Raw genomic sequence first — 21697 nt, 5'->3', positions numbered from 1 at the left:
ACAGATTGAATAACCAATGAGCCGATGAAACCTTTGCATGCTGTGATTCCATTTTTTCAATCAACACAAATGTAATTACCTGAATAAAGACTGGTTTTATGAAGACTGTATCTCTATACTAGAGGAATAGTTTAAGCTATTCTTTAGGAGGTAAATGTGATGAAACCTTTACAAGTATCGGCTGATACAGCCGTTAAATTAGCGGAATCCCTTGGTGTGCCACTAGAACACCTGATGCATATGCCCCAGCATATCCTGTTGCAGAAAATTGCCGAATTAGCCAAAGCTGAAGCGTCTAAGCCAACTGCATCGGAAGAAGCCTCGGAAGGCGAGCAGGAATGATTCCTTTTGAGAACAGTTGGCCGTATGACATTGTGATGGGGGACATCTATGTACAGCAATGCCCGTTCTGCCATGCAAGCAATGTGCTGCTGCCCCTGAAACCGAAAGAGCTTGTACGCATCCGTGAAGGCAAGAAGAAATTGCTGGTCTTTCCTTGTTGTAACGGTAGTATGAAGGTGATTGATAACGATAGTGACTACCTGCTGTCCAGCCGTCCAATTCGTAATTAATTGGATTCATTAGACGAATAGTTCTTAGATGGGGCTACGCTTAGTGGCCCCTTTTTCGGCTTCAACCATCTCTTCAGGTAGCTCCATTTTGCCAGAAATCATCTGTTCCCGCAGTAATGCCCACTGCTCTCGTGAAGCACGAATCATGGCCGCATCTGTAATCCGCTTGTCCTGAATGACTCTTCCAAACCATTTGACCGCCTCATGGAAGCGACCTATCCTACGATTTAATTCCCCTAGCAAATAAAGCAATCGGGCTTCATTTCCACCTGTGCCTTCCCGCTCGAAGACCCTCACATACGAGTCTAGACTAAACTCCAAGAAACGACGTTCCTGCTCATGATCCTCACGGTAGCGGTATAACCAGGCAATATGATGGAGTAAACCTGCAACGACACGATCCTTCTCCTGGATCACTTGCGCACACAACAGTCCAAGCTTGTAAGTTGCAAGTGCCTGATCGATCGTCCGTGCGCCGCTATAATCACGTTTCTCCCAACGGTTACCGATCTGATTCTTGAAATTTTGCCGTTGTGTATCACTTAAACGTTCCGTTGAATTCTCTGTAGAAGCAAATCCACATTCAGGACAGATGCGCACAACGTAAAAGTCCGGGTTCTCTAGTTTGTAATAAGCACAGAAGTCGGAATCGGTTCGGTAAGGTCTCTTCAAACTTGGTCTTACCCGTGAAGTTTCAAACTCATTTTCACAATAGTGACACGTAATTTTCACCTTATACAGCGGTTCTAGTTCCACTCATTCCATCCCTCTCCCGTAAGCTTGTAATCGGAACTAAGGCGTATTCACAAAGTGATGAGCCGGTCCCGATAAACGCTGCAGGATAAACGAATGCAACGGTTCTTCAACACCGATCTGTGTCAACGCTTGATTCATACATGAGAGCCATGCTTCAGCTCGTTCAACCGTCACTTCAAAATGCATATGGCGGGCACGCATCATCGGATGACCATATGCCTCAGAAAACAAGGCAGGACCACCGAAAAATTGAGATAAAAACATGTACTGTTTATCCATCACTGGCTGAATATCTTCAGGAAACAATGGTGCTAACTGTTCATTTTGCATAACAATCGGGTAAAAGGCTTCTACCAGAGCTCGTACACCTTGTTCCCCGCCGAGATTTTCATAAATACTTAGCGTAGGTTTCATTGATTTGCCCCCACATTAGTCGTGTCGAATTTTGGCATATATTACACTCCTATGCTTCATTGTGAACTAAAATTAAAGACCAGGTTACATACACCCTCATCCTCATTCTATCAAAAAAAAACCAAAAGTCCTATCTAACATCACACAAGATATGGATTATTATTTAACAATTTTGCGTATGACAGCATGATATGGACTTACTTACGACTAGATAATAACAACAAAAAAAGCGCCAAACCTAGGGTTCAGCGCATCATTTATTCATTAATAGCTTCGCCAGTCCTCTTCTTCAGAGCGTATAAGCGACGCACGTATAACGTAGACAAAAGCACAGACTAGGACTCCGGTGACAAGACTCATAATCATCACTCCATCCGAATTGAATTCACCCGTAGCAGATTGAGGTGACGTTCAGGCGTTTTTTTCATTTTAGCATACATCGTTTAAAAATACAGCCATTTTTGCAAGCGCTTTCTATGACGAATAGGTACTCCGTTGTACTGTTTGTCCGCCTAAGCTCATATATTGATCGCACAAGCCCTTATTCTGCCGGAAAGCCATTTTGCTGAAAAGGAGAGGTATCATGTCTGCTCTTGGTAAGCTGCAAAAACTAACCCACGTCATGTTTATACTTGCTCTCCTGGTCCTATGCATGCTCATGATTCTATTTCCGGCGGAAACGTGGCAAGCGGGAGTGCGTGGACTTGCCATCTGGTGGGACGTGTTGTTCCCCTCCCTTTTCCCCTTTTTAGTTTTGTCTGAGCTGCTCATCGGGTTTGGGATTGTTCATTTTCTCGGTACGTTACTTAATCCACTTATGCGTCCACTTTTTCGTGTACCTGGGAGCGGTGGGTTCGTATTCGCTGTCAGCTGCGCATCCGGTTATCCTACAGGAGCTAAGTTAACTGCGCAGTTGTGGGAACAGAAATTGGTTACCCGTGAGGAAGGAGAACGCCTCGTAGCTTTCACTACCTCATCTGATCCCATTTTCATGATCGGTGCCGTATCTGTCGGCTTCTTCCATAATGTTGCCATTGCGCCAGTGTTAGTCGCTTCACATTATGCTGCCGCATTTATCGTCGGACTACTGATGCGTTTCCATGGCAGAGGAACAGATCACTCCAATAAACACTCAAATAGCGAATCTACAGTTTACCCTTCACATCCAAATCATATACGTAAAAATAAACTGAAGCTCGCGATCGAGGCGATGCATCAGGCTCGGATGGCGGATGGTCGTGCATTTGGCGAATTGTTGCGCCAGGCCATTGCCTCGTCCCTTCGACTTATTATTATCGTTGGCGGGTTAGTTGTATTCTTCTCCGTCATCATGGAACTATTGGTACAAACAGGCTGGCTGGGTGCGTTATACCAATGGACGGAATTAGGTTTAGTTCATGCTGGGCTACCCCCGTCTCTGTCCCAGAGCCTTGTAGGCGGGTTATTTGAAGTGACTTTGGGAGCCAAAGAAGCCGGAGCCGCAGGAGCAAGTATCCCCCTGATGTACAAGGCGTCAGCCGCAGCATTTGTATTGTCTTGGGGTGGACTTTCTGTTCACGCACAGATTATGAGCATACTGAGCAACACCCCTATGCGATATGGGCCTTTCCTATTGGCTAGAGTCATCCATGCACTCATCGCACCCATGCTGGTGTTGTTGCTGTGGGTTCCCATTATGGGAACGATGGATTCACCTGCGTTTGCCTCGAATATTCCTAATTTCAACCCTTTTATATACACCCCGCATTGGGGAACGATTGTTGTTACGGGTCTCGTTACTCTCGGGATTGTGGTGTTCCTTCTGCTCATCTGCTCGTTCATCATTTCTCTATTTTCAAACAGACATGTTAAAAGATAATCCGTTTTGTCCATCTTTAAGCGCAGGAATATCAATCCAACGTTGTGTTCTTCTCCGGAATTGATTATCATCGGTAGTATAATGACCACAAAGGAGCTTTCATCTTGAGATACTATGTTCAAGACCGCGGAGACCAGTTATCGATTGATCTCAGTCAGCAATTTCATGCGCTGGCCAAAGAGGAAGGATTCAAGCTGGATGCAGAATCACCCGAAATTGTTGTCTCTATCGGAGGCGATGGTACGATGCTGCAGGCGTTTCATAACTTCATCGACCGGATCCCGGACATTGCTTTTGTTGGGGTTCACACGGGGCATCTCGGATTTTATGCCGACTGGAAGAAGGAAGAATTAAGAGAATTGGTAAGACTAATGAGCGGAAAAGGAGATTCGGAGCATCTTCAACACCGTATTGTGCAGTATCCGTTACTGGAGCTGGAAATTCGTAAGAAGTCAGGCAATTCCTCTTATATTGCGTTAAATGAATTTACGTTAAAAGGGGTAGATGGTACCGTTGTTGCTCAGGTTGACATCAATGACGTCACTTTCGAAATGTTTCGTGGGGACGGCATCTGTGTCTCGACGCCATCTGGCAGTACAGCCTACAACAAGGCACTTGGTGGAGCTATGGTGCATCCTACAATTGATGCGATTCAGATCGCTGAGATTGCTTCCATTAACAATCGCGTGTATCGAACGCTGGGTTCACCGGTTATTTTGCCGAAGCACCATCACTGCGACATCTTCTCGCGGAAGGATCAACGTCTGTTGATGACGATTGATCACGTTAACGTTATGGTTGAGGATCTTATCTCTGTACGCTGCCAAGTATCTAGTCATAAAGTGAGCTTTGCGCGGTATCGTCCGTATCCGTTCTGGAATCGAGTGCGCACTGCCTTTCTGGACTAGCTGCACGACTTGCTGTGCCAATGAGAGTTATCTTCTGATAACAAGCTACAAAAAAAGCGGCTCCTCTAGGAGCCGCTTTTTGCTTTGGCAGGTGGCTGATCTTTGCTCTTTTGTAGAACAAAGTACGCACAACCAAAGTTGCAATATTCATTAATGTAGTCCACCATACTGGAGATCGTTGAATCCTTCGTTGCTTTGGGATGATTGTCCCGGTAGAAGCCCTTCAGACGTAACTGACTGTAACCCCAGTCTCCGATAATATAATCGTATCGTTCCAGTACTTCGCTGTACCGGTCACGGAAAACTTCCGCGTTCCATCCTTCTTTGTGGTTCTGTACGATTTCGTAATTTTTCCCACCGACTTGAACGATGATTTTTTCTTGGGGTTTGTCCTGAGGTTTGTCTTGAGACTGATCCTCAGTATTGTCCTGAAGCGACTCTTGAACCTCTTCTGTACTTCCTTCTTGCACTTCTATATCGTCCATCATGTATCCTCCATCATGCGTGTGTTGCCGCCTGTTCCGCATGTTTGGTAGCTGACTTCACCTGTTCATGCGCATGGTAGGAACTACGCACCATCGGTCCGGATTCCACGTGACTGAATCCACGTTTCAAACCTTCCTGTTTCAGTGCAGCAAATTCCTCTGGCGGATAATACTTTTCAACAAACAGATGTTTCTCGGAAGGCTGCAAGTACTGACCAATCGTCATGATATCGCAATCTACCGCCCGAAGATCATCCATCGTTGAAAGAATTTCATTATACTCCTCACCGACACCCAACATAATACTTGATTTTGTAGGGATGTTCGGCTGCATTTCTTTGGCACGAGCAAGCAGTTCCAGGGATCGTTTATACTTCGCCTTCGCACGCACTTTATCTGACAACCGCTCAACCGTCTCAATGTTGTGGTTCAAAATATCCGGTTTGGCATCCATAACAATCTGCAATGATTCACGATCGCCCAAAAAGTCTGGAATAAGTACTTCAACACTGCAGAGTGGCAACCGTCTACGTACAGCCTTCACCGTCTCCGCAAAAATCGTTGCCCCGCCATCCTTCAAATCATCACGAGCTACGCTGGTAATGACACAGTGCTGCAGATTCATCTGTTCTGCCGCCTCTGCTACCCGTTCTGGTTCTTGCAAATCTAGTTCCGTTGGCAAGCCGGTATTGACCGCACAAAAACGGCATGCCCGTGTGCAAATATCGCCCAAAATCATAAAAGTTGCCGTTCGATTGGCCCAGCATTCATAAATGTTGGGACAGCGTGCTTCCTCACATACTGTATGCAGCGTTTTGGAACGCATCATCTCTTTCATTTCCTGATAATTATCGCCGGTAGTCAACTTGATCCGAATCCAATCCGGTTTCGGTTCTTTAACACGTTTAGCCAATGCGTAAACCTTCTTTCTACTGAAGTTAGGCTGTTGCTCGGAACATATTATACCATGAAAGCGTTGGAAAAACTCCCATTTGTCTCATTCTGTGCATCACAGCTCTTATATGCAAAATGCTTACATGGATAAAATCACGACTTTTGAAGAACCTAGGATATAGCTTATTCATTCGGCACTCGTGTTTATCATCTACGGAAAGGGGCTGCTTCCCTGTGCAAGATCGCTTCACAACGCGGTTTACCTATACTTTCTGGATTAAAACGATTCTCGCAGGCACCTTGCTTCTCCCACTCTTGCCTGTAGATGTCCATGGTAAACCCTCTATAACCACATCACAAGTCCAGAACCAGGGCGCAGAACAAAAACCTGCTGAAATTTTCGCTGCACGCCGTCATCTATATGAAAGTATCGGGCAGATAACCGGGATACCCTGGTACAGATTAGCAGCGATTGATCAATATGAACGAACCATTACACGTGCACACCCGAAGGATCGCAAGCATCCCGAACGGCTGACAGGCATCTATATGACGCCTCCAGCATGGAGAGGCTGGTTAAACCCGGATGAGACGGATCAGCATCCGGCCTCCATCCTATTTTTCAACGGATATGGGCGAGATGGTTCGGGTGACGGCATTGCAGATCCCAACAATGATCTGGATCTACTCTACAGCATCGCTAGTGTCATTCAGAAGTATGGAAACCGTCAGGAGGACTTCAACATTGCTCTATGGGAGTATTATCATAACTCCAGATCGGTACAACGAATTCAACAATTCGCTAAGTTATATGAGCACTTCGACAATCTGGATCTATTTGGACATGCGTTCCCCGTCCCGTTAGGTAGCAATTATTCCTATCGAAGCACATGGGGAACCAAGCGAAGCTGGGGTGGCTACAGAATTCATGAAGGTACGGATATCTTCGCACCACATGGTCTTCCTGTCCGCAGCACTTGTTATGGCGTTGTAGAAATCAAGGGCTGGAATCCATTCGGTGGTTGGCGGATTGGTATTCGGGACTTGAATAATCACTATCACTATTACGCACATCTATCTGGCTTTGACAAAAACGCCCATATCGGCGAAGTTGTAACACCAGGTCAAGTCGTTGGTTGGGTAGGTAGCTCTGGTTACGGGAAACCAGGCACTCAAGGCAAATTCCCTCCGCATCTTCATTATGGTATTTATCGAGATAGTGGTCTGACAGAATGGTCGTTCGATCCCTATCCATCGTTATCTCATTGGGAGCGGGAAGAACGTAAACAGAAGAAAAACAAAAGCAAATAGACGTATGTGCCTAAGCATCAAACATCAAACCCAAAAGAGCCTTATGCTAAGGCTCCTTTGGGTTTTGTCTTTTATTTTTTACTTAATGATTTCTATTCGTGTTGGGCTGCGTTCCATTGATCTCTGGCATCTCATGCTCTAGGTCAAACACGCCTCCTTCTGTGCTTCCCGGTGGGGTCTGCTGCTGCGTAGGAGCTGGTGGGCTCGTCGATGGACTTGCCGGATTAGAAGTAACCCCTCCCCCGCTTGATACCCCTGAATGACCTGATGGGAGTGCGATAGCTGGAGCCTGGCTACCATTGCTGCCTACAGGTTTGCCTTGATTATCATAGTAGTACATCGGTACATCGCCAACAACGAGCAGGTACGAGATCGGGATCTCCGTATCCACCGTCTCAGGCTCCATATCAAACGGCACCACCACAGCAACCTCTGCAATGATGTGAATGTAAACTTCGACCAAGATCATATTGATACCGGCATTTTGCTGACGAGTGTTCAGGTCTACTTTTACCGCTCCCTGAGGTTCAATACGAACTGGGATATTGGGGCCGAATGATGCCATCACAGGGCTGCCTAACGCTTGCCCAAGTGGTATTTTCTCTTTTAACATGTGCACATTCTGTAAAGTAGACTGCACGATGTTCATCGTGCTTGCTGTGATTCGCATATGCTCATTGTAGTTCAGCATAAAACCAGACACTTTCCCGGCAGTATCCGTCTTCCAATCGATTAAGCCTTCCGTTGTCTTACCTTCTGCGACCTGTGCCGTAATCGCTTTGTTGATCGCCTCGGTGGCAATCTGCTTCACCCTAATTTTGGCTAGGTGCATTATAGGGGGCTTCATTTTCTTATCCACGTAGGCAAACCCCTGCATCAAACAAAAAGCAGTTACTAATAAAATGATCAACCACATTTTACGCTTGCCACTTGGCGGTTTACGGCGTCTCCGGCTTCGCCATCTTCTTCTCATCAATTTAGTGTCCCTCCCCTGCGGGATGAGCTATACGAGGTTGTTTAACCCGATTAGGTATATGTTATCCTTATGCACTGTTGTCCCGAAAAAGAAGGACAGCACCTCTTATATGATAAGTTGGCAAACACACTCGTTTATAAACGACAAAAAAAGTGTACCCTCCCACTACATCTGTGGAAGAGTACACTTATTACCATGGTCAAAATATATGAATTAGTTCTTCTCGACAGCGTGACCGCCAAACTCATTGCGCAGTGCAGCTACTACTTTACCTGTGAACGTATCTGTCTCAAGGGAGCGATAACGCATCAACAAGGACAACGCAATAACCGGTGTAGCCGTTTGAAGATCAAACGCTGTTTCAACTGTCCAACGTCCTTCACCGGAAGAGTGCATAACACCTTTGATTTCATCCAAGTTTGCATCTTTGGAGAATGCACGCTCTGTCAATTCCATCAACCAAGAACGAATAACGGAACCGTTGTTCCATACACGTGCAACTTGCTCGAAGTCGAAGTCAAAACCGCTTTTCTCCAATACGTCGAAGCCTTCACCGATAGAAGCCATCATACCGTACTCGATACCGTTGTGAACCATTTTGAGGAAGTGGCCGCTGCCCGCTTTACCTGCATACAGGTAGCCGTTCTCAACGGAAGTATCCTTGAATGCTGGTTCAACCACTGCCCATGCTTCTGGGTCGCCACCGATCATGTAACATGCACCGTTACGCGCACCTTCCATACCACCGGAAGTACCTGCGTCCATGTAATGGATGCCTTGTGGTTTCAACTCTTCATAACGACGGATCGATTCTTTGTAGTGGGAGTTACCCGCTTCAATGATGATGTCGCCTTTGGAGAGAAGTGGGCTGATCTCAGCCAATACCGCATCTACGACGTTGTGAGGAACCATAATCCACAATACGCGTGGTGATTCAAGAGATGCAACCATTTCTGCATATGAAGATACGCCTTGTGCGCCGTATTCTGACATTTCTTTCACAGCTTCAGCATTCAAGTCAAAAGCGACGACTTCATGTTTGTGATCAATCAAGTTTCTTCCCAGGTTCAATCCCATTTTACCTAATCCAACGAGTCCAAGTTTCATAATAAATCCTCCTGTAATGTGAACTATGTTTAAATTCTTTTGCTCAGATAAGAAAATAAGTACCAACACGGACCAAGTAGCGTTCCGGTGTCGAATCGTTCTTACGATCGCTCTTATCCCCAGATTTTTTTAATCTCCTTTTACAAGAAGAAAATCCAGGGATAAAGGCGCACGCTTTCGCTTCTCCAGAATCGATCTCGACTCCTCCACTACTTTTCCCCGTCTCATCCAACCCATTTTCAAACCGAACGCCATCTATATTCAAAAATTTTCACAGCCTTCGAGGTAAAGATAAGCGGAAGGTCTTACGCAAAATTGGAATGGTACAATTGGAACTTTGAAGGCATTACATCTATAGAAATTGAAATGTAAATTGCGTTATAAAGCTCAGTCATAACCTATACAGGCTCTTATAGCTTTATATTTGGCAAAGCTTATATTGATCCGAGCCTAGGTCAGTTATCTTACCACCAACGGAATCCATTCTCTGCTGTCAGGCGGTCTGCTGATTCAGGACCATGTGAACCTGCTGCATACGTATCCAGTGGCACACTATCTTCTTGAAAAGCTTCTTGAATGGGTTGAACCCATTTCCATGCAAGCTCAACTTCATTCCAGTGTGCGAAGAACGTGGAGTCTCCACGCATAGCGTCAAAGATCAAATTCTCATATGCTTCAGGCACATTGCGTTTGCCTGAGCTGAACGTCATACTCATCGGTTCCACTTCACCATGGTTCAATGGATTCTTCGCATTTAATTGAAGAGAGATGCTTTCTCCTGGTCCAATTTCAATGGTTAGCAGGTTCGGCTCCATCGTATTCTCGGATTCATGCCCTGTTTTCAGTGGAGCTTTGAATTCAACCACGATTCGGGTGGATTTCTCATTCATACGTTTACCTGTACGGATATAGAAAGGAACCTCACTCCAGAATGGATCATCAACCCACAATCTTGCAGCCACATACGTTTCATTCTGAGAACCAGCAGGAATTCCAGGCTCGTCCAGATAACCAACAACAGAAGAACCTTGCAGTTCGCCTGCTGCATATTGAGCACGGACAACCTCAGTAGCGATATTCTCTTTCGTTAGTGGACGAAGAGACTCAGCAATTTTACGTTTCTTGAATTGAATTTCTTCCGGTGTACAACGCTTCGGCAAATGCAAGCCGATCATCATCAGCAACTGAAGCATGTGGTTTTGGAACATGTCACGAAGTGCACCACTTTGGTCATAATAGGCAGCGCGCTCTTCGACACCAACGGTTTCACTTGCTGTAATCTGTACATTGGCAATGTAACGGTTAGACCACAAAGCCTGAATGACTGGATTCGCGTAAGTTAATGTCTCCATATTCTGTACCATCGGTTTACCGAGGAAGTGGTCAATCCGATAAATCTCTTCTTCTGCAAAAGTATTGCTAAGCTTCTCATTTAGTTCACGTGCGGATTGCAAGTCATGTCCAAATGGTTTTTCGATAATCAGTTTCTTCCAGCCTTTAGTGTTCCCGAGTCCACTTTCTTGGATGTTCAGTGCAATCGGCTCGAAGAATTCTGGTGCTACCGACATGTAGAACATGCGATTCTCAGGAATGCTGAGCTCTTGTTCACGCTGCTGAACCAATTCAAGCAGTTTGGTGTAATCTTCAAGCTTCGTATTGTTTAGAGAACAATAGCGGAAAGCCCCAATGAAATCACGTACCTGGGAAGCTTCCTCCGGAGTTTGACGTGAAAATTCATGCAATGACTTTTCGACATTCGCCTGAAAGTCTGCATCTGACAATTCACGCCGACCCAGACCGATAACGGAAAAGGATTTTGGCATCTTCTGATCCATATACAAATTATATAATGCAGGGTAAATCTTGCGTTTTGCTAAATCGCCTGTTGCCCCAAACAGGACAAATGTCATTGCATCCATTGGAGTGCCTCCTGTGCTCTGTGCAGTATAGTATATGATGTTGCAAAATGTTCAAATCCAAGCATGACAAAAGACGGAATAAGTGGGCGTGCTACCCGCCTTGCCTCCGTTTACATATCCGGCCTGAATTTAACATGGAACATTCCTTCTCTCCACAACTCATTTGTAGGTTATAAATTGTAACCATTTGAATTAACGTTACCCATATTACACCTGTCGTCACAATTCGTCAATAATCATGTCGAACCTGTGAACACCAGTGTTTACAGGGTTTTTCTTTGATGATAACGCTTTATGTGGTAACATTAATAACAATTGGCATGTGACCTTTTATACATAAAGCAACTAGACACCAAGGTTACAATAAGTATACTAATGCTATAATAAGCATAACCAAACTAAAGGAGTACAATTATGAGCGAGGATAAGAATGCCAAGCAAATGTGCGAAAAAGTGGAACAATCTTATCAGATCATTGGCCGCAAATGGGTAGCCCTCATTATTCATGCGTTAATGGAAGAACCCAAACGTTTCAGTGAAATTCACGCTTATATCCCAGACTTGAGCAAACGTGTGTTGAATGAACGAATGAAGGAACTTGAGGAAGAAGGACTAGTGGTTCGTCATGTGGTTACAGAACGTCCGGTTCGGACAGAATATATGTTGTCCCGCAAAGGGACAGAGCTCGGGAGGGCATTAAGTGCCGTGGAACGATGGGCTGATAAGTGGCTTTAAGAAGGAGCAAGGCAGAATCAGCGAGGTTCAATTCGTTGTTCGGCATTTCGCTCCTATTCCTTCTTCAGAAAGAATACATCTATACCAGTCACTTCGGTAACGTAAATATAACGTCCAATGGATCTTTACCTGTAAAAAATGCATCGTACAATTGCTTCACTTCAGGTGAATCCAAATCCTTCTCTTGCGAGTTAATCAACTCTTCCAATGTTTCCAGAACGCTTATTTCTCTTGCTGACAGCACCTTTGATTTCAGCAAGAGGTCTTTTTGATTAGGAAGCAATCCTCTAGGCCAGCAATCCGCGTAAACGCCATGGTAAGTATCATACAAGAACGTAATTTGGCTGATGCCAGCATATTTTCGAACTTGTGGATGCACCAATAACAGAAATTGTGCAATGATCCCAGAACGCCATCTTATATTTGATATTTCTTTGGCCTCTGTGAGTAGTTTTGATTCATTGCCTGGCGATCCGGTCACATCATCCAGTTCAAATCGGGAAAGGATTGTGATGGTCTTTTCTTTATCCACATGTTTTATTAATTGAATTACGATCTCTTGTTTACGCACCCCAGCATGAACAAATCCATTTAAGCAGGATATAATATCGTCTAAATTAGTAGCATGATCACGTATACATCGGATGTATTCATTGAAGATTTCATCAGAATATCTAACACTGTTCTCATCCCAATAATACGATTGAACTATCGTCTCAATTAATGAAGCTCGGTCATATTTATCATCAATTCGTGGTAGAAGTTCTATCATGTATTCCACAAAATCATCACCACAATAGTCTAGAATCGGCGGGATGTATTTTATTTTCTCCAGTAAAACAAAGAATGTCAGATATTCTATCGAATCTTTATCTTTGGTTAGATATTTAAGTATTTCATTCATATGAATACAGCTCCAATTGTTCTAGTTGTTTCAATGCAATGTGCTTATAAGGTTCGCACAGTCTAGTTATTTTTTGAATCAATGTAGGATTCTCTAACTGTTTTTCGTCTGCATAAACTTCTTTCCATATGTCATAGAAACTCACACCATAATGTATAGAAGATGTGTTCGCTGGGTCATCTTCATAACTTAATTTATTGATGATATCACGTAGACTTAATCTATTTTCAATAAATTGAAGGTAATAATAACCAACGGTAGTATCACTAGGTGAGAAGTTATTTTCTGCGTAATAACGCTCTTCCATTCTTTTTTCACACACAGCTGTCCCAAGTTCGACGATATCCTTAGCTAAAGACACGTCATAAATCCAGTATTCCACCTGACTTTTCGCTAGAATCTGTCGATCTGCCCAGTCCTGCCAATCAGGTTTGGTATAATATTCACTCTCACATGCTATGTATAGATAATCTGCGATCATGGTGTTGTCTCCTAACATACTTATCTCAATATTTGCTTTGAATTCTCGACAATGTAACTCGTTTCATTCTCATTTTAAGATCTTCACACCTGGTTTCATTGGGTCTTCCAAATGAATTCCGCTAGCTACTATACTTGTTATCACTTCAATTGAATCTTGACCCTTTGCTGAATACGCTGAGAAAGTGAACAAAAACATGCCATCGTTCAGCTCTTCTACCTTCAACTCAGTAATGCTATCGTTAGGCATATAGCCACTCGGCTCCATCCGGATGGATTCAACATTATAGAACACAATGTATCCATTTATAATGTCTTCATCCGAATAATAATCCCATGTAGTCGTTCTAACTCTAGATATTGTGGTCACTTGTATTTTCACTTCGGAGTTCCAGCCATCCATAATGATTTGCTTACAACCGCGATCACCAAGATAAATGGTTTGAATAAACGCTTTAGGATGCATAAAGCTACACTTCCCTCATTTTCATGTGCTTAGTTGCTCAAATTGTTTTGATCATTCTTTTCCAAGTTCGTTGAAATGCTTCGAAGTTATCTGCAACTTTATATAGCCCCTGATTACGGGTAGGATCATCATAGTCCATGTCCTTCCAATAATAAATTCTCTCCAGATCATCCATCAAAATCTTGCCTCCTGCAGCAGCTTCTCCAATGAGAATGTGCCCGGTCGGAAATTCATCCTTAAACGTATTCCAATACGCAAGATCATATCGTTTCTCTACATGAACACCAAATATAACATCTAATGGAATAACCTCATTTAATTCCTCTACTGCAAACGTACAGTACTGAACAAGCACTTTACCTCCATTATGATTTCTTAGATAAGTCCTGTAGCCTGGAGGTAGCTTCCTACCTAGCTTTTGCTCCAGCTCATCTAATATCACATCGGTAGTGTAGCCGAAACTTCTAAGAAAAATCAGATGTCCTTTATCAATCGCTTGCCTATATTTCTCAACTTCACTTATAAATCGTTCTACATCTTCTTCATTAGGATCATAAGGACTAAACAACCATTTGACATAATTGCATTTCTTCGAATAATCCATCCTTATCCAATGAGATGGTTGGATTTTTAACATGTAAGATAAGCAACGTTCCCAAATCCACTCTTTCTTGTGCTCTAACCAGTTTGACCAACGTTCGATCTTATTCATATCTGAAGCAGACTGTAGCTCTACAATCGTTTTCAATACACGCTGAGCCAGTTCCGCAGTATACGGACTTGCCTGTATATCGATATCAGAGGGACTGAGGTTAAATTTAGCTTCTAATATAGCTCTATGGAGGACAAGCAGTTCAGTTTCTTTTTCAACGACCAGTTTAGAACTGTCCATTCAAGTTACCTCCTCATTTCAATATTACTATCATGTTCACTCATACCGACTTCCTGAATATAAGATCATAGCAACTAGCTTCCAGTCCAAGTGTTCCAATTGTTCTCTCTCGGATTCTGGGTACAGCCCCTCCATATCCTCAATCCATGATGCCATTCCGTTTAAATAATCCTCCAGTGAAATGTTCGCCCAATCCTCCGAATTGTTCTTCAGATCATCTACTAAAGAGGAAATAAATCGAACTAACTCTTCTCGATTTTCAATCTTCTTCAGATTCTCATAGATATTAGACATATCATTTGCTTCTGGACTACTCATTCTGATCACCACTACTTTCTGATGCTATGTATTGTATCTAGACGCTTTCTTAGGTTTAAGCTTCCGTTTCTGACTGAGCCTTTTCTAAGCTTCTACCGATCCTGATCAGTAATTGAATCTGCTCATCACATAAATGCTCATGCAAACCATCTATTTCATCATCTAGAAAGTTAAGACCGATATGTTCTAGACAAGTAGATAAGATAGCGATCATACCGTAGGGATTATATTGCTCCCAATCATCACCTAATTTGCACCAGTTCTCAATTACTTTAAGAAAACTCGCAAAATCATTTACTGTTTCGAATGGTTTATTCCAATTTACATGATCATTGCTCATTACGATTACACCCTTTCAACCATTGCCTATGTCATCTTTTATAAATGATCCATACTCCACATCACACCCCCATGTTGGGTGTTTAACATTCAATTGCTGAAGTAACTCTCTCATGATTGCGACATCTTGAGGGATACAATGTCCCACATATTCCCAACCTACTAGAATTAATTATGAGGCATCTCCACCAAGCCCCGTTGTCGCATCCCAAAATGCATCCCAATTCATGCCACAGAAACATCTGAGTTCGTCCTCAAAGAACTCATTCCACTGTAATACGAGTGCCAACAATTCAAGGTTGCATATATGTAAATCACGCTCACTTTAAGATGCAAGAAGTCTAAAGGGTTTATTTGTTAATTAAAAGCAAAGTGTAAAATAGAAACCTCAACCTAAAAAACTGGAGCAGAAGGCATAACCAGCCCGGCTCCAGTCAGTCTGTATATAACTCCTATACTTCTACGCTCATATTACTTAATAACAACCATGACGCCAGCCAGTGGATAAGCCTAATAAAATTGATTCTCAACCTATTTCTCACGCTGCCTCTTTCTATCGCACACTATAACCGATCTGGTCTAAATACGAATAAAATTGCTTCCTAACCTGATCTAAATCCTGCTTCTGTTCTGCTGATAATCGCTCCTCATGAATGCTGCCATTCTCGTCCACAACGATGGCTTCATACTTCTCCATGCTCTCGAACAAGGCTTGAAATTCAATGAACTCTTCTTGCGAAAGTCTCTCCTCGGCAGCCTTGTATGTTTCAATACGGAATTGTTCACGATCCATTAATTCCTTCTCTTCACTCGCACCTTCTAAACGCTCGAAGAATGGCTCCAAACTTGCCGCCAGTTGGTTGTACTTCTCCTGATCCACTGTGCTCCATTGCTCCGGATGCAAGTCTCCTTGTGGATCAGCGTGTGTTAGAGCCATCTGACCCAACTGTTTTAGTAGACTCATATACTGCGTGAACTCATCATCACTAAAATACGCCTTGGCTTCCTGCAGCTTGGCTTCCAAACGATTATAATCGGCCGCTGTACCTCCCAACACGGTTATGTTTTGTTCAGAACCATAGATATCATCTGCAAGATAGGTGTAGCCTGCATATGCGCCTGTAGGGATAATTAGAACTGCTGCGATTACGGCTGCGGCTATCCACTTACGTGGACGCCCGTTTCCCTTGGACTTACTTCGGATAGCTTTGAGCATATTCTCTTTCCCTTCTGGTGGGTTAGACCAATGTCTTGTCTCCTGGCGATAGGCCGAACGTAATTCATCCTCCAGTTTCATGCCAATCCTCCACCTTTCCTATTTTCAAATGAATAGATCATACTCTTCTTCTGGCGTAGCTTAGTCAGTGCAGCATGAATTCGAGATTTAACCGTACCAAGCGGAATATCTAGAATCCAGGCAATTTCTTCTTGGGTGTATTCGTTTAAATAGTGCAGGGTAACCACCTGCTGCAATTTGTACGGCAACCGGCGTACTTGTTCAAGTAGAGGTTGATGTGCCAATTTACTGATCAGATCAACAGAGAAATCAATCTCCATGCCAGTGTCTGATTTCTCAATCCGTTGATTAAACCGAAATTGGGTCAACCTCCGCCGCCGATAATTTTTCACCTGACGCATCGTTATGCCCATAAGCCACGGACGAAAAGCACGCTCCGCATCATATCGATCCAATGACCGATACGCCTGAATATAAATATCCTGCACCAAATCTTCCGTATCAGAGACATGATTAATTAGAAACCGGACAGTCCGGTACACATCTGTTACAGTTCTTTCATACAACTCTCCATAGGCTTCATCATCACCAGCCCGTGTTAACGCTACAAGTTCTATGTATTCGTGTTCCTCTCTCATCAGCCAGCTCCTTTCCTCTATTCACTATATATTGGCATAACGAGCTCATATCGTTCGATTTATTTTAGAATTCATATTCATGTTGCTTCGTTAGCTAATGAGACATAGGAAAAAGCCTACCCTGTAACAGCAAAGATGGATTACCCCAACATTTGTGTTGGATAAGCTTGCATTTCTTTCTTTGCAAATTTGATTTTTCATTTTACAGTTTTCGTTTATCATGATCCCTATCTCATGAGGTTCATATCATGTTCTATTTAATTCATTTATCATTTCGGTTCATTCGTCACTTCATCAATTCACTTAACGCCTTTTCAATAGATGTAAATATTGTTTTCTCCTTATAATGTAGCGAATAATTAGGATGATAGGTGCGATATGAATCATAAGGCAATGTCGAGTGAACTACGCGTGCCAACGCTCATAATACGCGACCTTTAACTGATCCTCCATATCCATCTCACGCGTGAATGCTTCTATGCTCATTTCTAAGTCCCCTAGAATTCATAATCATTGGATATAAAATATCTTCACATAATATCTTCAAACCTTCTAACTGCAAACAATTAGAACGATGATTAAAAAAGGGAGTCAGGATCATGGTTACTTTTTTATCAGGAAGAATTAATTCTGCTATTTCATAAGGCTTTCCATTACTCAACGTTTTTCTTATAAACTTCAAGTCATATGTTGCAAATATGTATTCTAACACTCTCTTTTTAGAAGGGATATCTCCTACACCAATTAGTATTGAGAAAGGAAACTTGCTAACTACCTTCTCAATTAATTCAGTGCGTTTCCACAACATCATTGCGTATTGATCAAGGTCTTGAACCTGAATTTTGCCGTTTCGAACTTCATTAACTTGTTTTAAATAAAATTGATTTAACTTGAATGCAGATAAATACTTTTTCTCTTCAATTCCTACATGTGGCCAGCAACTTTCGTTAGATCGGGGGAGAGGTCTCCAATCTACAAGTCCAGCCTTTAAAGTCGTTTGATCTGAGAATAGATGCTTCGTCAAATTTCGAATCTTTCTTTGCTGTTCTTGATTAAGGCTACTCATGTTGTTAAACCAATCCTGATTGTTATTTTCAAAGTATAGTATCATTCTTGCTTGAAAATCTAAAAAGGGAGATTGGAGTTTGGGATTAACAGGAGGTGATCCTTTCTCTTTTAATAATTCATTCACTTTTTCCCCAAGTTTTAAATAACCTTCGTGGCTTGTTTCATCCCAATAACCGTTTCTCCAATCCTTATCTATCCATGTGTTTTTATCATTTCCATACACTTTGCATCTTGCTGGAACTGCTTCAATTGGATATCCACCAAGCCCTTCTTCATTTCCAAAAAACACGATTTCTGCCTCATGAAATTTCCCATAACCAAACCAAGGCAAGAGTTTCTCAATATCATCGTTTGTCAATATCATCGCGTATTTTCCCCTTTCAAATTATATAATCTTAATTTTCTTCGACGAGCTAGCTAACCACTTAAGTGTAAAATAAATCCATTATAATCCACAACTAGTTTTTCACCAGAATGATCGCCATCCCACAAAGAAAGCCAACGCAAAAGACTTACCTTCTGACACTTTTGATGAAAGTCGGTTAGGCAGCCATACCTTGACCCGTAGTTATATTCCATGTTACGTTTTCTGTATTAAATTATTGAGCTTTTAAAGGGGGTTCCGGTGATGACTGAATTAGAAATCGTAGATGTTTATGTGAACCTGTCAACGAACATCAACACTGGCATGGTTCACAACATTACTAATCAGAATCCGGCACTTTATCCTCCTATATATAGAGAGACCTTGGCACTAAACTTTAGTCGTCATGTATCCTCAACGTATATTTAGGCTGATGTTACGCTAAAAAGGCACCGGAGAATGGGGCTTTTTTGTGTTTTTATCTCTAGGATATCCGGAAATTTTGACTAACCTAAACACGTCTTAGATAAAGTCATTCATTTCAGAGACCATCTGAAATTCTGATTATGTTCAAATGTAAAAGTGAAGCAATCCATGTCATGGTAGCTACTCTGCCGGACTAACTTTTATATTTCACATAAAAAGGATGATCTTTATGTCGTTAATTAACGTGACCAACCTAACCTTCGCCTATGATGGCAGTTACGATAATATATTTGAACATGTAAGCTTTCAGCTAGACACCGATTGGAAATTAGGATTTACCGGCAGGAACGGGAGAGGCAAAACAACCTTTCTGCAATTGTTGCTTGGTAAATACGAGTACAGTGGTACCATCTCTGCGAATGTTAGCTTTGAATACTTCCCTTTCCAATTAAAGGATAAGAGCATGATGACCCTCGATGTCGTCGAGGACATTTATCCTGAGTATCTATATTGGCAGCTCGCGCGTGAACTTAACCTTTTGAAAGTATCGGAAGATGTTCTGTATCGGCCTTTCGATTCCCTATCTCAGGGGGAACAGACCAAAGTCATGCTTGCGGCCTTGTTCCTGAAGGATAATCAGTTCTTGCTCATTGATGAGCCTACTAATCATCTGGATCTGCATGCGCGGAAAATCGTGAGTGAGTATCTTCGCAATAAAAGTGGGTTTATCTTGGTATCTCACGATCGATCTTTCCTGGATCACTGTGCAGATCATATCCTGTCCATCAACAAGACGAACATCGAGATTCAAAAGGGGAATTTCTCCGCCTGGTGGGAGAACAAAAGAAGACAAGATCAGTTCGAACTCGCCAGTAATGAGAAACTAATGAAGGATATCAAGCGTTTATCCGACTCAGCCAAACGGACAGGTGGATGGTCGCATGAAGTGGAGAAGAGCAAGAATGGCACCCGGAATTCCGGTTCCAAAGTAGATAAAGGATATATCGGACACAAGGCAGCCAAGATGATGAAACGTTCCAAAAACCTGGAACAGAGGCAACAATCCGCTATTCAAGAGAAGTCTAAACTCCTCAAAAATATTGAGAATGCAGAACGTTTACAGATTCATCAGCTCGATTTTCACAAGAATGAACTGGTCGAATTAGAGAATGTAACGATCGCATACGGCTCTACTACGGTGTGTACCGATGTAAGCTTTACGATTGAAAAAGGAGATCGTATTGCTCTATACGGTAAGAATGGATCGGGTAAATCAAGCCTGCTTAAATTAATCTGTGGTGAGAATATTTCGTATACAGGTCTTTGTCGTAAAGACCCTCAGCTTAAAATCTCTTATGTATCGCAGGATACGTCCGATCTTAGCGGTAATTTATCTGAGTATGCGTTTAATCAAGGAATTGATGAGAGCCTGTTTAAATCCATTCTGAGAAAACTCGATTTTTCCAGACTACAATTGGAGAAGGATATTTCGAGCTTTAGCGCCGGTCAGAAAAAGAAAGTGCTTATTGCCAAAAGTTTAAGTGAGCAAGCTCACCTGCACATCTGGGATGAACCACTCAACTTCGTGGATGTTATATCGCGTATGCAAATTGAAGATCTACTGTTGGAGTTTGAGCCAACACTTCTCTTTGTAGAGCACGACAGTGAGTTCTGTACGAATATTGCAACGAAAGTAATTGATCTATGATCTATAGATAGCAAACTGAACGGAAAAATAAACACAAGAAAAGCCGCCTTTGGGCGGCTTTTTGATCTTTAATATCCAAAACACATGAAGTGCATATAAAATGTCACACTACAACTACTTCCTAAACCAACCTCTGCCTCATCGCCTCAAACAACAGAACGGTAGCAGCCATCGCTGCATTCAGCGACTCCGCTTGTCCTTGCATGGGAATCGTAATGGCATCATCCACTAACCGTGCGGTGGACTCCGAGATGCCTTTACCTTCATTCCCGATGACAAGCCACACTGCCTGCGTAAAATCATAACTATAACAGGAGTATTCTGCCTGCAAAGACGTACTTACAAGCTTCACACCAGCCGCTTTGGCTTCGGGCAACAACGCCTCCAAGGATCCCTCAACAATCGGCAAATGGAATAATGATCCCATCGTCGAACGAATTGTTTTGGGATTATAGACGTCAGCACAGCCTGTCCCCAGCACAACACCAGCCGCACCTGCAGCATCTGCGCTTCGAATAATTGTTCCCACATTGCCAGGATCTTGTACGTTATCCAATACAACGACCAAATTTCTCTTCTCAGAGAGCAGGTTCTGCATCGGTTCCTTGGACTTCCGAATAATCGCAAATACGGGCTGCGGGGTCATCGTATCTGTACATTTGGCGATAATTGCAGGTGTTACACTAACCCATTCAACCTTCTGAAGAGGGTTCTCGAATCCGGCAAGTTCGTACGGTACGCCTTGCTCTCCATCATAGACGATGCACTCTAGATCAGCGCCAGCCCGAAGCGCTTCCTGAACCAGATGAATGCCTTCAATGATATATTTATGTTGACGGGTACGATGCTTTTTTTCCAGCAACTGAGCCCATTCCTTCACACGTGCATTTTGCGGTGATACAATATCCATCTTTCCATCCTT

General features: G+C 42.9%; 24 protein-coding genes. 7 read left to right on the top strand and 17 right to left on the bottom strand.

Annotation, left to right across the window (positions count from 1 at the left end; all coding sequences use genetic code 11):
• Nucleotides 1-159: 159 nt before the first annotated feature.
• Both J2T19_RS16935 and J2T19_RS16930 read left to right on the top strand, forming a co-directional pair.
• Complete coding sequence (locus tag J2T19_RS16935; RefSeq protein ID WP_307217744.1) at nt 160-342, top strand: YycC family protein; 183 nt, start codon at nt 160-162, stop codon at nt 340-342.
• Nucleotides 339-572 carry a hypothetical protein gene (locus J2T19_RS16930; RefSeq protein ID WP_307217742.1) on the top strand — a complete coding sequence of 78 codons (234 nt, stop codon included), beginning with the start codon at nt 339-341 and terminating at the stop codon, nt 570-572. The genes J2T19_RS16935 and J2T19_RS16930 overlap by 4 nt, the downstream gene beginning before the upstream one ends.
• A 24-nt stretch (nt 573-596) precedes the next feature.
• Here the strand turns inward: J2T19_RS16930 and J2T19_RS16925 are convergent, their stop codons facing one another.
• Both J2T19_RS16925 and J2T19_RS16920 read right to left on the bottom strand, forming a co-directional pair.
• On the bottom strand, nt 597-1328 hold the full coding sequence (locus J2T19_RS16925; protein ID WP_307217740.1) for a DUF2225 domain-containing protein: 732 nt from the start codon (nt 1326-1328) through the stop codon (nt 597-599).
• A gap of 36 nt (nt 1329-1364) precedes the next feature.
• Nucleotides 1365-1742, bottom strand: a complete 378-nt coding sequence (locus tag J2T19_RS16920) for a globin domain-containing protein (RefSeq protein ID WP_128103471.1) — start codon at nt 1740-1742, stop codon at nt 1365-1367.
• Nucleotides 1743-2325: 583 nt separating this feature from the next.
• On the opposite strand from J2T19_RS16920, the gene spoVV reads away from it, so the two are divergent.
• Nucleotides 2326-3600, top strand: coding sequence for a dipicolinic acid transporter SpoVV (spoVV, locus tag J2T19_RS16915; protein ID WP_307217737.1), 1275 nt, complete (start codon nt 2326-2328; stop codon nt 3598-3600).
• A 104-nt stretch (nt 3601-3704) separates the two neighbouring features.
• Nucleotides 3705-4508, top strand: a complete 804-nt coding sequence (locus tag J2T19_RS16910) for an NAD kinase (protein WP_307217735.1) — start codon at nt 3705-3707, stop codon at nt 4506-4508.
• Nucleotides 4509-4573: 65 nt separating this feature from the next.
• On the opposite strand, the gene J2T19_RS16905 is transcribed toward J2T19_RS16910, so the two are convergent.
• Together J2T19_RS16905 and lipA are read right to left on the bottom strand one after the other, a co-directional pair.
• On the bottom strand, nt 4574-4993 hold the full coding sequence (locus J2T19_RS16905) for a YutD family protein (protein WP_307217733.1): 420 nt from the start codon (nt 4991-4993) through the stop codon (nt 4574-4576).
• Between the two features lie 13 nt (nt 4994-5006).
• The gene (lipA, locus tag J2T19_RS16900) at nt 5007-5906 is read right to left on the bottom strand and encodes a lipoyl synthase (protein WP_056702296.1); all 900 of its coding nucleotides are present in this window, start codon (nt 5904-5906) and stop codon (nt 5007-5009) included.
• Between the two features lie 215 nt (nt 5907-6121).
• Between lipA and J2T19_RS16895 the strand changes: the two genes are divergently transcribed.
• Nucleotides 6122-7198 carry a M23 family metallopeptidase gene (locus J2T19_RS16895; RefSeq protein ID WP_307217730.1) on the top strand — a complete coding sequence of 359 codons (1077 nt, stop codon included), beginning with the start codon at nt 6122-6124 and terminating at the stop codon, nt 7196-7198.
• Between the two features lie 82 nt (nt 7199-7280).
• Here the strand turns inward: J2T19_RS16895 and yunB are convergent, their stop codons facing one another.
• From yunB to zwf, 3 genes are all read right to left on the bottom strand, one after another.
• Nucleotides 7281-8171, bottom strand: coding sequence for a sporulation protein YunB (yunB, locus tag J2T19_RS16890; protein WP_370874894.1), 891 nt, complete (start codon nt 8169-8171; stop codon nt 7281-7283).
• A 216-nt stretch (nt 8172-8387) separates the two neighbouring features.
• Nucleotides 8388-9281, bottom strand: a complete 894-nt coding sequence (gnd, locus tag J2T19_RS16885; RefSeq protein WP_307217728.1) for a phosphogluconate dehydrogenase (NAD(+)-dependent, decarboxylating) — start codon at nt 9279-9281, stop codon at nt 8388-8390.
• Nucleotides 9282-9745: 464 nt separating this feature from the next.
• Nucleotides 9746-11200: a glucose-6-phosphate dehydrogenase gene (gene zwf / locus J2T19_RS16880; protein WP_307217726.1), complete on the bottom strand. Its 1455-nt coding sequence runs from the start codon at nt 11198-11200 to the stop codon at nt 9746-9748.
• A 414-nt stretch (nt 11201-11614) separates the two neighbouring features.
• On the opposite strand from zwf, the gene J2T19_RS16875 reads away from it, so the two are divergent.
• A complete protein-coding gene (locus tag J2T19_RS16875) occupies nt 11615-11935 on the top strand; it encodes a winged helix-turn-helix transcriptional regulator (RefSeq protein ID WP_056702287.1) in 321 nt (106 codons plus the stop codon).
• 88 nt (nt 11936-12023) lie between these two features.
• Here the strand turns inward: J2T19_RS16875 and J2T19_RS16870 are convergent, their stop codons facing one another.
• From J2T19_RS16870 to J2T19_RS16830, 9 genes are all read right to left on the bottom strand, one after another.
• Nucleotides 12024-12839, bottom strand: coding sequence for a hypothetical protein (locus J2T19_RS16870; protein ID WP_307217724.1), 816 nt, complete (start codon nt 12837-12839; stop codon nt 12024-12026).
• Nucleotides 12832-13320: a hypothetical protein gene (locus tag J2T19_RS16865; protein WP_307217723.1), complete on the bottom strand. Its 489-nt coding sequence runs from the start codon at nt 13318-13320 to the stop codon at nt 12832-12834. Before J2T19_RS16865 ends, J2T19_RS16870 begins: the two co-directional genes overlap by 8 nt.
• Nucleotides 13321-13389: 69 nt before the next feature.
• Nucleotides 13390-13785 (bottom strand): DUF6258 family protein, encoded by a 396-nt coding sequence (locus J2T19_RS16860; RefSeq protein ID WP_307217722.1) that lies wholly within the window; start codon nt 13783-13785, stop codon nt 13390-13392.
• Between the two features lie 37 nt (nt 13786-13822).
• On the bottom strand, nt 13823-14677 hold the full coding sequence (locus J2T19_RS16855; protein WP_307217721.1) for an SMI1/KNR4 family protein: 855 nt from the start codon (nt 14675-14677) through the stop codon (nt 13823-13825).
• A gap of 36 nt (nt 14678-14713) precedes the next feature.
• Nucleotides 14714-14995, bottom strand: coding sequence for a DUF7660 family protein (locus J2T19_RS16850; RefSeq protein WP_307217720.1), 282 nt, complete (start codon nt 14993-14995; stop codon nt 14714-14716).
• Nucleotides 14996-15050: 55 nt separating this feature from the next.
• On the bottom strand, nt 15051-15335 hold the full coding sequence (locus tag J2T19_RS16845) for a hypothetical protein (protein WP_307217719.1): 285 nt from the start codon (nt 15333-15335) through the stop codon (nt 15051-15053).
• Nucleotides 15336-15887: 552 nt separating this feature from the next.
• Complete coding sequence (locus J2T19_RS16840) at nt 15888-16631, bottom strand: DUF3600 domain-containing protein (protein WP_307217718.1); 744 nt, start codon at nt 16629-16631, stop codon at nt 15888-15890.
• Nucleotides 16628-17209: a sigma-70 family RNA polymerase sigma factor gene (locus J2T19_RS16835; protein ID WP_307217716.1), complete on the bottom strand. Its 582-nt coding sequence runs from the start codon at nt 17207-17209 to the stop codon at nt 16628-16630. Before J2T19_RS16835 ends, J2T19_RS16840 begins: the two co-directional genes overlap by 4 nt.
• 460 nt (nt 17210-17669) lie before the next feature.
• Nucleotides 17670-18641: a hypothetical protein gene (locus J2T19_RS16830; RefSeq protein WP_307217714.1), complete on the bottom strand. Its 972-nt coding sequence runs from the start codon at nt 18639-18641 to the stop codon at nt 17670-17672.
• Between the two features lie 655 nt (nt 18642-19296).
• Here J2T19_RS16830 and J2T19_RS16825 point away from each other — a divergent pair.
• A complete protein-coding gene (locus tag J2T19_RS16825; RefSeq protein ID WP_307217712.1) occupies nt 19297-20775 on the top strand; it encodes an Lsa family ABC-F type ribosomal protection protein in 1479 nt (492 codons plus the stop codon).
• A gap of 121 nt (nt 20776-20896) precedes the next feature.
• Here the strand turns inward: J2T19_RS16825 and J2T19_RS16820 are convergent, their stop codons facing one another.
• Nucleotides 20897-21685, bottom strand: a complete 789-nt coding sequence (locus J2T19_RS16820; RefSeq protein ID WP_307217710.1) for a TrmH family RNA methyltransferase — start codon at nt 21683-21685, stop codon at nt 20897-20899.
• Between the last annotated feature and the right edge of the window lie 12 nt (nt 21686-21697).

This window comes from Paenibacillus tundrae (assembly GCF_030812775.1).
Classification (GTDB): Bacteria; Bacillota; Bacilli; order Paenibacillales; family Paenibacillaceae; genus Paenibacillus; species Paenibacillus tundrae_A.
Note: the sequence above shows the minus strand (reverse complement) of the source record. Positions and strands in the feature narration are given on the sequence as shown.

What these genes read in the sequence shown, in the direction of transcription:
- J2T19_RS16905 (WP_307217733.1), bottom strand. Translation starts at nt 4,993, where the DNA reads ATGGACGATATAGAAGTGCAAGAAGGAAGTACAGAAGAGGTTCAAGAG.
- J2T19_RS16820 (WP_307217710.1), bottom strand. Translation starts at nt 21,685, where the DNA reads ATGGATATTGTATCACCGCAAAATGCACGTGTGAAGGAATGGGCTCAG.
- J2T19_RS16920 (WP_128103471.1), bottom strand. Translation starts at nt 1,742, where the DNA reads ATGAAACCTACGCTAAGTATTTATGAAAATCTCGGCGGGGAACAAGGT.
- J2T19_RS16845 (WP_307217719.1), bottom strand. Translation starts at nt 15,335, where the DNA reads ATGAGCAATGATCATGTAAATTGGAATAAACCATTCGAAACAGTAAAT.
- J2T19_RS16875 (WP_056702287.1), top strand. Translation starts at nt 11,615, where the DNA reads ATGAGCGAGGATAAGAATGCCAAGCAAATGTGCGAAAAAGTGGAACAA.
- J2T19_RS16865 (WP_307217723.1), bottom strand. Translation starts at nt 13,320, where the DNA reads ATGATCGCAGATTATCTATACATAGCATGTGAGAGTGAATATTATACC.
- J2T19_RS16870 (WP_307217724.1), bottom strand. Translation starts at nt 12,839, where the DNA reads ATGAATGAAATACTTAAATATCTAACCAAAGATAAAGATTCGATAGAA.
- gnd (WP_307217728.1), bottom strand. Translation starts at nt 9,281, where the DNA reads ATGAAACTTGGACTCGTTGGATTAGGTAAAATGGGATTGAACCTGGGA.
- J2T19_RS16930 (WP_307217742.1), top strand. Translation starts at nt 339, where the DNA reads ATGATTCCTTTTGAGAACAGTTGGCCGTATGACATTGTGATGGGGGAC.
- spoVV (WP_307217737.1), top strand. Translation starts at nt 2,326, where the DNA reads ATGTCTGCTCTTGGTAAGCTGCAAAAACTAACCCACGTCATGTTTATA.
- yunB (WP_370874894.1), bottom strand. Translation starts at nt 8,171, where the DNA reads ATGAGAAGAAGATGGCGAAGCCGGAGACGCCGTAAACCGCCAAGTGGC.
- zwf (WP_307217726.1), bottom strand. Translation starts at nt 11,200, where the DNA reads ATGGATGCAATGACATTTGTCCTGTTTGGGGCAACAGGCGATTTAGCA.
- J2T19_RS16860 (WP_307217722.1), bottom strand. Translation starts at nt 13,785, where the DNA reads ATGCATCCTAAAGCGTTTATTCAAACCATTTATCTTGGTGATCGCGGT.
- J2T19_RS16825 (WP_307217712.1), top strand. Translation starts at nt 19,297, where the DNA reads ATGTCGTTAATTAACGTGACCAACCTAACCTTCGCCTATGATGGCAGT.
- J2T19_RS16855 (WP_307217721.1), bottom strand. Translation starts at nt 14,677, where the DNA reads ATGGACAGTTCTAAACTGGTCGTTGAAAAAGAAACTGAACTGCTTGTC.
- J2T19_RS16850 (WP_307217720.1), bottom strand. Translation starts at nt 14,995, where the DNA reads ATGAGTAGTCCAGAAGCAAATGATATGTCTAATATCTATGAGAATCTG.
- J2T19_RS16840 (WP_307217718.1), bottom strand. Translation starts at nt 16,631, where the DNA reads ATGAAACTGGAGGATGAATTACGTTCGGCCTATCGCCAGGAGACAAGA.
- J2T19_RS16830 (WP_307217714.1), bottom strand. Translation starts at nt 18,641, where the DNA reads ATGATATTGACAAACGATGATATTGAGAAACTCTTGCCTTGGTTTGGT.
- J2T19_RS16935 (WP_307217744.1), top strand. Translation starts at nt 160, where the DNA reads ATGAAACCTTTACAAGTATCGGCTGATACAGCCGTTAAATTAGCGGAA.
- J2T19_RS16835 (WP_307217716.1), bottom strand. Translation starts at nt 17,209, where the DNA reads ATGAGAGAGGAACACGAATACATAGAACTTGTAGCGTTAACACGGGCT.